Origin of the sequence: Neobacillus niacini (assembly GCF_000759675.1) — a bacterium.
Taxonomy (GTDB): Bacteria; Bacillota; Bacilli; order Bacillales; family Cytobacillaceae; genus Neobacillus; species Neobacillus niacini_A.
This window is the reverse complement of the sequence record NZ_BAWM01000092.1, coordinates 60,548-75,726: the sequence shown is the minus strand read 5'-3', so window position 1 is coordinate 75,726 and position 15,179 is coordinate 60,548. Positions and strand designations below refer to the sequence as shown.

9 protein-coding genes, 1 rRNA gene and 1 pseudogene are annotated in these 15,179 nt (G+C 40.8%); 1 reads left to right on the top strand and 10 read right to left on the bottom strand.

The window, feature by feature from the left end; genetic code table 11:
• A 16S ribosomal RNA gene (locus TR08_RS21905) occupies positions 1–314 on the bottom strand; the annotation flags it as partial.
• A gap of 554 nt (positions 315–868) precedes the next feature.
• Between TR08_RS21905 and TR08_RS34055 the strand changes: the two are divergent.
• A pseudogene (locus TR08_RS34055) lies at positions 869–973 on the top strand (hypothetical protein); the annotation flags it as partial.
• Positions 974–1,170: 197 nt separating this feature from the next.
• Here TR08_RS34055 and TR08_RS21900 read toward each other — a convergent pair.
• From TR08_RS21900 to TR08_RS21860, 9 genes are all read right to left on the bottom strand, one after another.
• Positions 1,171–4,347, bottom strand: a complete 3,177-nt coding sequence (locus TR08_RS21900; protein ID WP_052427570.1) for a polysaccharide lyase family 8 super-sandwich domain-containing protein — start codon at positions 4,345–4,347, stop codon at positions 1,171–1,173.
• Positions 4,348–4,702: 355 nt separating this feature from the next.
• The gene (locus TR08_RS21895; RefSeq protein WP_045521856.1) at positions 4,703–5,977 is read right to left on the bottom strand and encodes a Gfo/Idh/MocA family protein; all 1,275 of its coding nucleotides are present in this window, start codon (positions 5,975–5,977) and stop codon (positions 4,703–4,705) included.
• A 22-nt stretch (positions 5,978–5,999) separates the two neighbouring features.
• Entirely contained in the window at positions 6,000–7,679 is a 1,680-nt protein-coding gene (locus tag TR08_RS21890; protein ID WP_045521855.1) for an alpha-L-fucosidase, read from the bottom strand.
• A gap of 53 nt (positions 7,680–7,732) precedes the next feature.
• Entirely contained in the window at positions 7,733–8,371 is a 639-nt protein-coding gene (locus TR08_RS21885) for a YesL family protein (RefSeq protein ID WP_045521854.1), read from the bottom strand.
• A 26-nt stretch (positions 8,372–8,397) separates the two neighbouring features.
• On the bottom strand, positions 8,398–9,600 hold the full coding sequence (locus TR08_RS21880) for a glycoside hydrolase family 88 protein (RefSeq protein ID WP_045521853.1): 1,203 nt from the start codon (positions 9,598–9,600) through the stop codon (positions 8,398–8,400).
• Complete coding sequence (locus TR08_RS21875; RefSeq protein WP_152597488.1) at positions 9,600–11,492, bottom strand: DUF2264 domain-containing protein; 1,893 nt, start codon at positions 11,490–11,492, stop codon at positions 9,600–9,602. Before TR08_RS21875 ends, TR08_RS21880 begins: the two co-directional genes overlap by 1 nt.
• A gap of 86 nt (positions 11,493–11,578) precedes the next feature.
• Positions 11,579–13,114: an extracellular solute-binding protein gene (locus TR08_RS21870; protein WP_052427569.1), complete on the bottom strand. Its 1,536-nt coding sequence runs from the start codon at positions 13,112–13,114 to the stop codon at positions 11,579–11,581.
• 81 nt (positions 13,115–13,195) lie between these two features.
• Complete coding sequence (locus tag TR08_RS21865; RefSeq protein ID WP_045521852.1) at positions 13,196–14,068, bottom strand: carbohydrate ABC transporter permease; 873 nt, start codon at positions 14,066–14,068, stop codon at positions 13,196–13,198.
• Positions 14,069–14,076: 8 nt separating this feature from the next.
• Positions 14,077–15,042 carry an ABC transporter permease gene (locus TR08_RS21860; RefSeq protein ID WP_370576388.1) on the bottom strand — a complete coding sequence of 322 codons (966 nt, stop codon included), beginning with the start codon at positions 15,040–15,042 and terminating at the stop codon, positions 14,077–14,079.
• Positions 15,043–15,179 lie beyond the last annotated feature (137 nt).

Sequence of the window (15,179 nt, the reverse complement as noted above, 5' to 3'; positions counted from 1 at the left end):
GATCACCCTCTCAGGTCGGCTACGCATCGTCGCCTTGGTGAGCCGTTACCTCACCAACTAGCTAATGCGCCGCGGGCCCATCTGCAAGTGTCAGCGTAAACCGACTTTCAGCTTTTCCTCATGAGAGGAAAAGGATTATCCGGTATTAGCTCCGGTTTCCCGAAGTTATCCCAGTCTTACAGGCAGGTTGCCCACGTGTTACTCACCCGTCCGCCGCTAACCAAAAGGTGCAAGCACCTTAAGATTCGCTCGACTTGCATGTATTAGGCACGCCGCCAGCGTTCGTCCTGAGCCAGGATCAAACTCTCCAAGAAAGTTGATATAGCTCATAAAAGTTACGTTGGCTTAGCTTTTATAAAAAGCTAAAAAATTGTTTGTTGACGTTCTTGTTTGTTTAGTTTTCAAAGAGCAATCTAGCATGTCTTAAGCGACAGTGATACTATCATATCACATCTCTATTATTATTTCAATATATTTTTTTATCTTTTTTGCTCTCACTTTTAACTAGTAAAACTCGCGTTAAAAGCAACTTCCTTATAATAGCACCTTCGATTCACTTATGCAACAGAAAGGTTTCTTTTTTTTAGAATAACATTTCTTCAAAACCTTTCTTAAGATACAATATCTGTTCATTCTAAGCAACAACCAAAACTGAGTCCATATGAAGTCAAAAAATAAACTTACATTAATAATTACTTTGATTAATTATTGTGTGTAAATCTATTAGAAATTGAAAGCATCATGTTCTCCACTCTATTCGTATTATCATGTATGCCCGTTGCGAGCAACGCCGGCATTCTAGCAGAAAAATTTGATGCGTCACCAAAAGTGTTAACCAAAACGATTCTTTGGACTACCCTATTGTCCTGAATTTGCAGCAGAATTAAAAGCAGATTCTGTCCTGCAAGAACTTCTTTATAGTTTGCTAAATGTGACGGTGATAAAGAATGCTCAAACAAAAGAAATCACCGGTTCTTTAATTTTCGAAAGTCGCTGGGTCAATCTAAGGATATCCCCAGCGACTTTCTTTTTTATTCACATTTCAGGCTTACTTGTGAAGTGAAGTATGAAGATATGCGTGATATCACGAAAATTTTTCTTTTTTAAAACTGAGCTATTTTATTTAAAGCCAAACATAAAGGACTTCCATGACGGTTTTATAAATTATCATTAGCACCCTTTGTAGGCATTCGAATCGGCATTTTTACTTTTTGGTGGATGACAATTCCCACCTTCAGGAACCTTGAACTCGAGTCGGTGCGTCGCACCGGCTGCTCCCGTTGTATCAATTTCATACCCATTCTCGGTTTGTGTTACTGTTTCGTCGCTCGAGAGAAGCGTAATATCATCACGATTTATATTTAACTGAATCTTCTTGTCTGAATGCGTAGGATTAGAAATCGAAATGACAAGCTTGCCATCTTCTTCTGTTGTGACAATAGAAGCAGGCTTATCTACTGTAATCCCATCCACAGTGCCACCATTCTCTGACCAAATATTTGCAAGTAATGTAGCGCTTTCTAGTTCTTTAACTGCCTGAATTGATGGATTATTATAAAGAATTTCTAAAGTGTTCTTTTTCGCATACAATTTCGTATCATGTGCTGACCGCCCTGGGAGTAGTACATAAGCGTAGGTTGCATCTTTTACGCTCTGTCCATGATTGATCAGTAATTTTACATAATCATTTGTATAGGTTTGGTCATTATTGAAGTATCCGTTAATATCAGCGTATTTCCCTTCTCTTGTTTCTTTTTGAATCGTTAAAGAAGTTTTTTGAGGAAAATAGTAGCCAATGCTCTCTTCTTCCGTCTTACCCGCTAAATGCCCCCAAGCGTGTTCATCTAAATCAATAGTTTGGGCCTCATTAGATATTTGTTTGTTGTTCAAACTGAACACTTCGTCCTTGACCAAACGATTTTCTACAATGGTCTCGATCGAATAATCCGTCTGCCCCTGAATGTCTGCACCTAAGGCGACAATAGCGTCGTTTAGTAAGAACCATGATTTTTTCGCACGTAAATCCATACCGAGTTGAAGATTCGTTTTATCCAAGTACATACCGACGGCACCAATCTGCCCATTGTTCGCACCACCGGCCCATGTTTGCGGCGAGGTCTTCGATTGTGCTGCGCCGTCTGCCAGTGGTTTCGTGTCTACCGTTGTCCCAGGTAAGCGATACGGGTCTACTGTTGGCCAATATCCTTCATTAAATTGCTTCGAATCGTGATTGTATACATACAGCATCCCGTCTCCGGTATGCCAACCATGTTTATTCTCTGTATTCCCATACTCGTAATTGGCGATGCGATTTGAATACATACTGATGCCGATTGCATACGATTCTCTCACTTGTACAGCTCGCGCCATAGAACCGTAGACTTTCATTCCTTTGAACGGATTTGTATCACTAATTGAATTATCATTGATTATTTCTTTTGCTGCCAACAAAGCACCTAGATCACGTGCATGCTCAAAGTAATTATAGGCATTTTCTGACGATGTCAGCCAATATTTGACTGCTTGTTTAAAGTATTGTTGATCTTGCATACTAGCAAATTGGCTGATCAATAATGTATTGGCGATCGTCTCAGAACCCGCTGCATATTCAGTAGTGAATGGGTTGGTAAATGGTGCTCGTGAAATACTTCTACCATTGACCATTGACATCATCTGCCCACGAAACATAAGAGGAACATATCCATTTCGAATCGTCTGGAAGACATTCCCTATTGAATCATCTTTCATCTCCCACTCTGTCCCTGCGACAATCGATTGGATCCGTCCAACTCCTTTCAACAATTCATTTCCATAGCTTCCAGTGTACGCATGGTTCACGTGTTGGATAACAGAACCATCTTGATATAGTCCGTCCCCCGACTTGACCATTTTGAATACGTCAGGAACTTTCTGTTGTACAAGCTCCATCTTGGCATCTTGCTCTGTTAATAGGGCGGTCCCCAATACCGAAATCCCAATATCAGTACGATTTGCACCGGTAGCTGTGTACGATGGCCATTGCTTTGCAGGATCAGAGGCATACCCACCTATTGCATTCGCATACATCGCCAAACGATTTGAGCCCTCCGGTGTTTTCAATAAATCGTCTCGGAGGAGAATTAAAGCATCGACAAATGGCTGTGTGCTCCCGATTTGCCAATCCCACCAGTTCCCAGTCGAATAGATGCCATTATATTTTTTCATTGTGACCATAAAATCGAATGCATCGAACAAATCATCACGAAGCGCTTCGTTCCCTTGAAGCGTACTTCCTGTTATGCTGTATGCTAAAGCTAATTTCTTTAAATTATTGAACTGCGTCGTATAATCTGCTGATACGGTATCAGTTGAAAGTCTTGGCCATAAATACGTTCGATTAGCATCTTTGTTCAATGTTGACCACAGTTTTTCTCCTGTGGTGGAAACCTTGTTTACGTATGCTTTTACATCTTTATCGTCTATATTTAAATTAATTGGACCGACCAATTGTTCTCTCCAACGATTGCGCATTTGAACATATTGAGCTTTTTCAGCCACAACCTCTAGCATTGCCTCTGCTTTTTTCCCATTCGATGTTGTGATACTGATTATCGCTTTTCCTTCATGTAACGCACGAACGAGACCTTCGTTTGAGACCGTTGCAACCTCCTGATTAGAAGACGCCCATTCCACTTGTTCAGATGAAGTCAAATAACCAGGGGTGATAGTGTAAGTAAGTTGTTGTTGCATACCAGGTGTTAACTGAATTTCAGTATCCTCTAATTGTACATCGGTTACTTGTGGTACTTCTTTATAAACTTCAAGCTCCTTAATCGATGAACCATAATATTGACCATTTGAAGCATGCCTCCACTGTTTGTTCTGAACATACTTCACATATCTAGCACTCACGGCTTCAAAAGAAATGGTCTTCGTGACCGTATTCCCTTGTGAACCATTCGGTTCCTTAAACACCGATTGATAAGTAATACCATCAGCAGAAACCTGCACCTCGTAATCAGGGCTCTCTGCATGGAATTGGATGGTAACCATTTGTATAGGTTGCTCCTGGCCTAAGTCTACAACGATCCATTGCTTATCTATTTTGTCCGCGGACCATCTCGTCATTACGTCTCCATCAACCGCTTTTTCCCCTACAAACTGTGGATACTTCCAACTATCGTTTACTTTACCACCTTCAACCCCCGAATAAGTCACTGGCTTATTTAATGCGAGATTAAGTACTGGATCAGGCTCTTCTGCCTTCACTATTTTACTAGGTGTTCCTTCGAACTTGACCATTAGTAACACACTTAAAAACGCTGCAAACACCAAAGTAAACAACCACTTTTTCGAACGTTCGTTCATACAAATTCCTCCTGACATTCCCCTGTTTTGTATTTCTAAAAATAATGATAGAAAAGTTATTTAATATCTTAATTTGATAAACTATGATGTTTTTTAATTGCTCCTACCCAGTTAAAAAACATTTATCACCTCCTTTCACATATTTTTAGATCTCTCTTTACATCAACAAAAAAAGGCATGCGGTAACAAATCAAAAGAATTGAAATTCTTTCAACTGTACCACCATGCCTGATCGAATCAGTAACATGTGATCATATTAAATAAGAAGTATAGAATAATATTTTTTATAAAAAAGGAAAATGAAACCGCTTTTTTGCTGCACCTTTACCTAAAATTTTTTCCTAGAAATATACTACTATAATTGAATATTTTCAACCAAACTCTGATAATAATCATCAATCGCAATCGATTGACCATGATTTAACCTTGATTCCTCAGCTGCAAATGCCATTAGGTGGCTTCTTACGGATGCCGATGTGGAAGAAACACTATCCCGTTTGCTGCCATTTTGAATTTCTTTCAGGAACGTACGGATGATGCCCTTATCTCCGCCACCATGCCCTCCAATCGGCTTGTTAAAGTGAATGACGGTTTCATGTTTCGTTAGGAAATCAAAGATGGAAATCTTGTTTTCTGCCATATTTCCACGTATTTCTCCTTTGGTCCCCATGATTTGGACCATGCGTGTTTGTTCCCTTGTAAAGCCGCACATACTGAACGTTGCTGTTGTCCCGCCTTCGAATTCCATATTAACGACTTGATGGTCGACTACATTATTATCGGATCGGTACACACATCTTCCATAAGGTGTTTCATTTAATGCTTTGATGATGCCTTCATTCGTATCGTCTTCAGTAAATTTCCTTGCCCAGCCTTTGCCATCGCCAAGATAGTACCTGCCCGCATGAAAAGGGCATTCCAGTTCAGCAGGACAGCCATCTAAACATCGCTCTGGTGCTCCGATGGGTGCATTTTCTTCCTTAAAATGCATGAGGGAACCATAGGAACTAACCCTGTTACAGTCCTTACCAATCACAAAAGAAATAATATCCATATCATGACAAGATTTTTGAAGGATCATCGGGCTGGACTTTTCTTTATTATTCCAATTACCGCGTACAAAGCTGTGAGACATATGCATCGCTTCTACATTTTCATTTAATTGCAGTGAGACAACCTCACCGATTTCTCCTTTAGAAATAATCTTTTTAATCGTAGCCCAAAATTCTGTATACCTCAATACATGGCAGATCGTAAGCTGTCGATCGTATTTCTTGGCGGCTTGTTCCATCGCAATGCATTCCACTGGATCGGGGGACATCGGTTTTTCCAAAAGAACATGATAACCTAGTTCTATTGCCTTCATGGTCGGTTGAAAGTGATAGCGGTCAAGGGTACAGATAATGGCAATATCTGCAATCCGCCTATCTTGATTCAATACGTCTTCCCATGACTCATAGCAATGTTCATCGGAAATATGATGTGCTTGTTGAAATTTCATCCTTCTTTCACTATTTGGCTCTGCCACACCGATAATCCTTAATTCGTTCGGATAATCTAATGCATAAGGTGCATAAGCTCTCAGCCCTCTGTCACCTGCCCCGATTATGATAGCTGTCATTGGTTTCATCTAAAACTCTACCTCCCCGTTTTCAGCGTTCCATTTTTATCATTTTTACCGCCCTTAGTTTGACCGCGGCTGCTTGCCAAATCTCTGGACCCTTTGGTTTTTCTCTTACTTTATTAGAGTGTAGTTTTAAGGTATACTTTCCTGGCTGATCAATCTCAAAAACTCCTAATTGACTGTGGATTTCGGTGTATGGATACTGGCAAGTCTCGGAATCTGTGACAATATCATCCTCGTTTGGCAAAATGCTTTTTACATTGTTGCCAATAGCCACTTCCACCTTTTCTGTTAATTCACTTTTCCAGTCCACACCTGCTTTTTTATAGGTAATCAGATGAACTTCATACTTCCCTTTTTCCGCAATTTTCACTTGCCATTCCGCTGCGTTCTGATTCTGTTCCTTCTCTATTTTTGCATGACCGAAATCTAGTTTAATGACACCGGCTTGTTCAATGAAAGCTGGGTCAATCTTCAACTCTTCGGCTAATTCTAAAACGATGACCGAACTTAATTCGCAAAGAGGTTCTTTCGGCAACTCTACATGTAAGCTGTATAAGCCCTCATTATCACTATGCTCCTGCTGAAAAGGAATTTTTTGTTGAGGCTCAGATAGAACATAAGCTTGATGTACTTTTGTTTTAAAGCCATTAATTTGCAATGGACCCGAAGGCCATTTGTTATGATGAATATGGAGAAACACTTTATTTCCTTTTAAGGTTATCGCTCCCCAATCAAACTCATATGGAAACGGACTTCCCTTGGTTCCATAAATGCTCTCGCCATTTTTATGCATCCATTCTCCGATTTCTTCCAATTTTTCTGCTGAGAGTACCGGAATTTCCCCAAGTTCATCAGGACCTACATTAAGAAGCAGATTTCCTCCTTTGCTGCTGATGTTCACTAATTTCCTTATGATCGAATCAGTAGATTTATAGTTATCATCACCCTCATAGTAGCCCCATGATTTATTTAAAGTCATCGGTGTTTCCCACGGTTTTGTATCTTCACCGCTCATGGGAATCTCATTATCACCTTTTGATTGAAAGTCGCCGAAATTTGGCCAATGGCTGACCCTGCTGTTCACCAAACAGTCAGGCTGAAGGCTTTTGACCAATTGAACCATTTCCTCACTATCTTTTTTGGAAAGACCGCCTGAAGTATCAAACCATAAAAGACCTACTGGGCCATATTGTGTTAAGAGTTCTGTGATTTGTGGTTTAACCAAACGATTCCAATAGTTATAAAAAGCCTTTTCCTCCAGTTGATAATCCCATGTATTGTTATAATGCTCATGAATGGAATGAGGATGATGCCAGTCAATAACATGTGAATAATAAAAACACAGCTTCACCCCCTGCTTTGCACATTCCTCCGCAAGCTCTTTTAGCGGGTCTCTTCCAAAAGGAGTCGAATCTACGATATTATATTTGTCCGCCTTCGAGTGGAACATCGCAAAACCATCATGATGCTTTGCGGTAATGACGATATACTTCATACCCGCTCTTTTAGCCAAACTTACCCATTCCTTGGCATTAAATAGATTGGGATTAAATGTCTCCGTAAGCTGTTCATACTCTTTCACGGGCTTTTTTTGGCCGTACATCACCCATTCACCTTTACCGATTGCGGCATACAAACCCCAATGAATAAACATCCCGAATCTCGCTTCGGTAAACCAGTCGATCGAACTCTTATTTTCTACCATCAGTTCCCTCACGATATCACCATTTTCTTATATATTTTGCTAAAATAACATTTTCAGATTGATAGTTTCTCAGCAGCTTCTTCCTGTTTTGCTTTTTCAAAGGCGAGGTTTCCCATGAACATCAAAAACCATGCCAATAAACTTACACTAAAGAATGGCAGCAGGCCAGGAACATACGTCATAATAAAGTAAAATGCGACAAGCCCGCCGATCATGGAAATCCCATGAAACGGGCAGGAAAGGCAAAACAAAAGAGACATTTTCAGATATTGAAAGAAACGAAGCTGATAATGAACAAAAACCGGGCCCAGGAACAGATTCGTAATCAGAAAGACAAAGGTAATCGACAGCACGAGAATATAAAGAATGATAGAAACTGCGCCTTCATGCGCCTTAAGAAAAACTAGGTAGAAATACAGGATAAACCCTAAAAGAGTGATAATCCCGCCTAATGCGTTCGACTTCCAAAATTCCCTTCGAAACGTGCCCCAAAACGTCTGGAAAAAGGAAAATTCCTCCTCCCGTTGAATCATCTTCCTGAGTACTGCAAACATGGCCATCGTTGCTGGAAATATCCCGCCAATGACGAGACCAGCTACACTTCCAAGAAGCCATAGAAATTGTACATATACGAGCTTCGTAATCCAGTCCATTCCGTTATACAGCCTGCCCATTACCCCGTTTAATTCCATGATGAAAACCACCCATTCCTTTCAAACTACCAGTATAGTGTCCAGTTTTTCGTCATTCTGACAAGCGCTTCAAAATAAAAATAATCGCCCCACATACAGCTTTCATCGACCCCATGGCTGAAATTTTTATTGTACACACTATGAAGCAATACACCTTCTTCTGCATCATCTTCACTTGAAACATACTGTTTCGATAACGAAGAAATGATCTTTATGGCTGCATGTTCATAGTACCTGCGATCTTCATCCAAAACCGGCAGCTGTTTGACCATTTCCAGTAATCCGCATGCTGCGATTGCTGCGGCAGAACTGTCTCGTTCCTCTTCTCCCTCGGTAAAAATCAAATCCCAGTAGCAAACATCATCTTCCGGCAGCCGATTGAGAAAATAATGAGTTAGTTTTTTACTCACGGAAAGTAACTGTTCATCTTTTGTGTAGAGATAACTCAATGGGAAGCCGTACATTCCCCAAGCCTGCCCCCGTGACCAGCAGGATTCATCGGAAAACCCTTGATGGGTATCGCCCTTTATTGGTTCGCCGCTTTCCGGATTCATATAGTACGTATGGAAGGTAGACGCATCCTCGCGGACAATATAGTTAAGTGCCTGCAGAATATGCTGATAGGCAGCTTGTTTGTATTTTGGGTCGCCGGATTCGAATGAAGTCCAATAGAGTAAAGACAGATTCATATTGCAGTCGATAATCATCCGGCCCCGCTGCTTCGGATTGGTTAAATCTCCCCATGCCTGGATAATCCCGGCCTTTTCATGAAACCTTTCGAGCAAGAGGTCTGCGGCTTTTAAAGCGATTGTTCGAGCCTCCTGATTTCCCGTCAATTTATAGGCAGCCATGCATGAGAGGGTATATAAAAAACCGAGATCATGGGTATCGGTCATAATTCTTTGTTCAATTCTTTCCTGGTAGCTGGCCAGCTGAATTTCCGCGACTTTCCGGTATTTCATATCACCCGTTACTTCGTAGGCAAGCCATAGCATTCCTGTCCAAAACCCCGGCGTCCACTCAAGATTTTCAGTCGCTTCATAGCAAAGGTTTGTTGTACAAGGGGCTGGAAATTGCTCAGTAAAACGCGGGAGCTTTTGATCAATTTTTTTTAACACATGGCGAATAGCGTTTTCTGCCTCTTCTCTCGAAAACGCCGGCCTGTTTGCATAACGAGCTTTTTGCTGAATACCTTCATCTGTAACAGTTTTATTGATTTGTTTAATCATCACGTTCTCTCCTCCACAAACAGTTGATGCGGTACGATTCCCTTAATCTCGTAAACTTCTTTATTTTCATGGCTCTCAATGATCAGATTGTCATTTCTTAAAACTAACCTCGGCTTACGTTCCCAATGGAATTTTCCACGTTCCGAATCACAATGACCTGTGACGGCTGTTACGTAAAGATGCGTGCCAGGGTTGATTTGTCCGTGTAAAGTAGGAATGAACGAAGTAGAAGAATGTAGTACATTTGTATTTGGGTCAGCCAATACTAAGGAAGACGACCGTTCTCCAAATAAATTGATGATTCCACTAAGACCCCATGAGCAAAGTGTAGCAATACCATCTGCACCTACCAATTCCTGATGGAAGTGTTGAAGACTAATTTCCTTTTCACGGGCAATCGCAAACCCGCCTTCGGCCGTAATAAGATTTCTCTCCGTTTGAATTTTATGAATTCTTACATACCACCCCTCCAGTGGAATAAGCCAGGTCTTCACCTCGACATTACTCCATGGCTTCCAGCGTGAAAAAATTGCTGCGTCCTCCATCCTTACTTCTTCACATTTTCTCCGGCCGCGATAATACATATTTTCCTCACTGAAAACGAGCATCGAGTCAAACGCTCCCTGGATCAAGTCATAGTTGCTTTTTGGCACGCTGAATCCAAAGGCAGTCGAATAAGCAAACTTTGCATATTTTTCAGCTGTGTGGGCAGGTTCGAATAATGCATACTGTCCGGAGGTCAAAGCATACACATGGTCTCCATCCCTTGAAATGATCATGTTCGGGTGCAGCAGCCCTTTCGTGTTTTCTAATTCAGGCAGCGGTTCCTCTTCCGCTGCCCAGAGCGGGTGATTTTCGTCCAAAGCAAGCAGAAGGAATATTTTTAGCGCCCAATAGGGTGAACCGGGGGCATTATATTTTTCCGCCATAATTAAATTTGGATATGCATACCCAATGCTTAAAATACCATCTGAATGATAGATTGGCTTACTTAGCCACCATCGTAAATGGCGCAGAATAATTCCTTTCATCACGCCCCATGAATAGACTTCGAGGTCGGCAAACGCACACGCACTCCAAAATGACCCTTGGGCAAATCGATAGGTGAGACTTCTGCCAAAGGGGATCGATGAACCATCCTCGGAAAACCAATATATAAAGTCCTTCGCAAAAACTTTTGCCCGGTCTTTAAATCGCTTGGAACGTTCCGGATCCTTATCCTTCATGACTTCTGCGTAAATAAGCCCATAAAAATAAAACCCAAACGGAATATAGTAATCAACCTGCGGGGCTTTGCCATCTGAAAACCAGCCAACTCCTAAGTAGAACTCTTCTAATCTCGTTAACGTTTTCTCTTGAAGTATTTGGTCATAGGGTAACCCCAACGTATCAAACGCGGTATTCACCATGACTCTAAAAAAAAGCCAATTATTATCGACAGGCTGTCTTTGATTTATTTGATTTAACCACTGATACAAGTTTTGTTTTTCCTGATCTGTTAAAGGATGCCACAGTTTATCCGGAACGAGAATCAGCCCCAGTGAGATAGCAGCCATCTCTACCATCCGTTGATCAACATCAGTAATGGGTCCCCAATATTCTTCATGATCCGGATTGGAGCCGTTTCGGATGCCTTCGAGGTACACATCCTCTAATATTGGACATGTGCCGCCGCCCTTCCAAAAAGGCACAAGCCCCCATAACGGCCGTGAAAATCCCTCCATTTGAATCACTTGATTTCTTGAGATGGCGCTCGTTCTGCCAACATCTAATAAAGACTTACCATTTGAGTAAAAATCAACCAATGGCAGACAAAGCTGTCTTACTGCCTCCATAACATCTTCTCTCGTTTTAAGCGGGTTTTTCATTATCGGAATTTGATTTAAATTCATATTTTCCTCCTATCCTCAGTATGAAAGGAAGGTGTTAGTTCTGAAGGGAGAACTAACACCTCAAGTCATAAATCTAAATGAAGAGCTTAGCTATCTTGATAACGCTTATAAGCATCTTTGTAAACTTTGATATACTCTTTAAAGCCCATTTCATCTATTCGCTTTTTGAATTGTTCAAGGTTTACTGGCTCTGATCCCATAATCCATTTTTGCACGGTTTCATCTTTATATGTCGTAATTTGAGTTCCAATATCTGTAAGAACTTTCTCTTCTTCCTCTGTAAATGTCAGGTTTGGAATTTGTTCTGCAAAATAATTCCCCTTTGTATATTCCTCAATCCCTTTCACCGCAATTGGATTCATCCAAAGCTTTTCATATTCAAAATCTTGATGGAAGGAGAACGGAACTTGAGCGCCGTAAGACCGTAAGTTTTCAACAATATTCCCATCCTTCGCCTTTAACGCCTTGTCAGTAAACACCGGTTTACCTTCCTTGATTTCATAGGTTTCGCCTTCAATCCCATAGTTCATCAATCTTCGGCCTTCTTCACTATAGAAAAAGTCGAGATACTTAATAATTTTTTCAGGATTTTCGGCCTGTGCACTAATTGCAACCCCCAGATTATTTCCAAAATCAGATCGTTTTGTCGGCTCAATTCGTTTACCTTCTGTATTTTCAGGCGGTGCCATCACCACAAAGTTGATGCCAGGAACAGAATCCTTTAATGCATCGTTATAACCTGCCGTACTTCCGGGATAATATCGGGATGAACCACCAAGGTTATTACCTAACAAATATTCCCTCGCCTTTTTCCTGGTGAAAATTTCCTGATCAATTAACCCTTCTTTATACCATTTTGCCAGGTTTTCCATTGCCGTTTGAAACTCCGCTTCATATGGTCCATATTTAATTTCGCCATTTTCAAGGTAAAGGCCATCGAAGGCTCCCCATAATGTACCCAGACCAAGGATATTATCCTCCGAAAAATAAGGGATTTCATCTTGTTTCCCATTCCCATTCGGATCCTGTTCTTTAAACGCTTTCAAAACGTTGTAAAACTCGTCTACCGTCTGCGGCATTTGAAGCTTGAGCTTATCGAGCCAATCCTGCCTCATAAAATACGTTTCCGCTACCAATCCATCAGAAATATATGGCACCATATAAAGATTTCCGTCTGGTCCCTGATTAGCCTTTAAGAATCCTTCTTTCTTTTTTACATATTTTTGGATATTTGGAGCATGCTCTTTGATTAAATCATTCAGCGGCAGAAAAGCACCTTCTATACCATATTTATTTAAGTATTTCTTTTGACCGTGGACCAAATCCGGAATCTCACCGGATGCGATCATCAAGTTAAATGCCTCCGCACTGTTTGTCGACGACTTTGGTGCCGTTCCTTTTAGGGTAATCCCCGTCTTTTCAGCGGCTTCTTTAAAAGTGGCCCAATCGTCATTGAAAATAAAATAACCATTGGATGCATGCATAAAGACCTTCAGTTCTTCGACTTTTCCATCCTTTTTCGAACTCTTCTCTTTGCTGCTGGTGGAAGCGGCATCACTGCACCCGCTTGCTAACATCATCATACTTGCAAGTAAAGGAACCATTAGTTTTCTTTTCTTCATTTTATTGCCCCCCGATTTTCATGTTTTTACCTGCTAAAGCTTTCATTACAGATGCTATTCTTTCACTACCCAATCAAAAAATTATTCTTTTATCCCACCAATCATTGTACCTTTTACAAAATACTTCTGAAGGAAAGGATAAACCAATACAATTGGCAAAATCGAAACAATAATTGTGGCATAAATAAACGTTTCCTGCGACATCGCATTAGCTGCATTCATCGAGCCTGTCAATTCCTCATTTAAACTCATTTCAACAATCATTTTTTTCAGCAGTACCTGAAGCGGAATTTTACTTTCATCATTCAACAGGATCATCGCCCAAAAGTAGCTATTCCATTTGCCAACAGCATAAATGAGTCCTACGGTCACTAAGGCGGGCTTGGATAGCGGTAAATAGATGTGCCTCAGGATTTGCAAATCATTGGCACCGTCCATTTTAGCCGATTCCTCTAATGAATCAGGAATGGATTGAAAAAAGGTTCTTAAGAGAATGACCAGAAAGGCCGAAACAGCAAATCCGACAATGATGCTTGTCCTTGTGTCCAGTAACCCCAATTCCTTAAAATTCAAGTAAGTTGGAATAAGCCCCGCACCAAACCACAAGGTAAACGCGATAAAAAAGGCGACAAAGGTCCTGCCCCTCAGCCTGCTTTTCGACAGGGGATAGGCTCCGCAAATGGTCAACAATATACTAAACGCAGTACCGGCTACGGTATAGAAAACGGTATTGCCATAAGCCTGCCATAACCCATCTTTCGCCAAAATAGATTTATAGGAATCAAGTGTGATGTCCTTTGGAAACAGTAACACTTCTCCCGTGATGACTGCACTGCCTGAACTAAATGAAGCGGAAAGGACGTATACAAAGGGATACAGGCAGACAGCTGAAAGCATAATTAAAATTACTGCAATAAAGCCCGAAGATAGTTTATCAGAAAAGGATTGCTTCATCTCATCACCTACCATAATCCAATGTTAGTCATTTTTTTACTTAATTGGTTGGCTACAACTACTAATATCAAGCTTACCACCGAATTAAACAAACCGGCCGCTGCCCCTACCTCATAGTTTCCGCCTTGAAGACCTGCTCGGTACACATACGTGTTAATCACATCGGCCGTTTCATAGGTAGCTGGCTGGTATAACAGGATAATTGATTCATAGCCTACTTCTAGAAAGCTGCCTAGATTTAAGATTAGTAATATCATAATCGTTGGCAGCATGCCTGGAAGGGTGATGTGCCACACTTGCTTCCACCTGTTCGCCCCATCCATTTTTGCCGCCTCATAAAGGGCTGGATTGATGCCGGCAATGGCCGCTAAATAAATAATGGCACTATAGCCTACATCCTTCCATATCTGCATCGAACCAATATAGATGGTACGAAAGAATTCCGGCATCGCGAGGAAGTTAATTTTCTCGCCGCCAAATTTTTCAATAAAAATATTAACAATTCCATTCGTTGGCGCCAGAAAATTGGTAACGATCCCTGCGATGATGACAACCGAAATAAAGTGTGGAAGATAAGTAATCGTCTGCACGGTCTTTTTAAACATCATATTCTTTACTTCATTTAACAATAAAGCAAGAATAATTGGTGCCGGGAAAGCAAAAATTAATCCCCAAAAATTGATCATAAAAGTATTCACTAGATTTCTGATAAAATACTCACTCTGAAAAAAACGTTCAAAGTTTTCAAATCCCACCCAGGGACTACCTGATATTCCCTTAAATAAACTATAATCTTTAAACGCAATTTGCAATCCGTACATCGGCTTGTAGGCGAAAATTAAATACCATAGAATAAACGGAATTAACATTAAATAGAGGTATTTATCCCGCCAGACAATCGTTTTTATTGACTGCAGCTTCCCAGCAAGTACCGAACGGTTTGCTGGAACAATCTTTTCTTTTACTTCTGACAATGGACTATTCAACTGCAACCATCCTTCCTGTGTTTACTACCAATGAATGCGCTTTCCTTTATCCAAATGAAAATCCCCCTCCTTCTCTCTGTTAATTCTCATCATAAAAAACTAAGGGTCAGGTTTCTATCTTCATT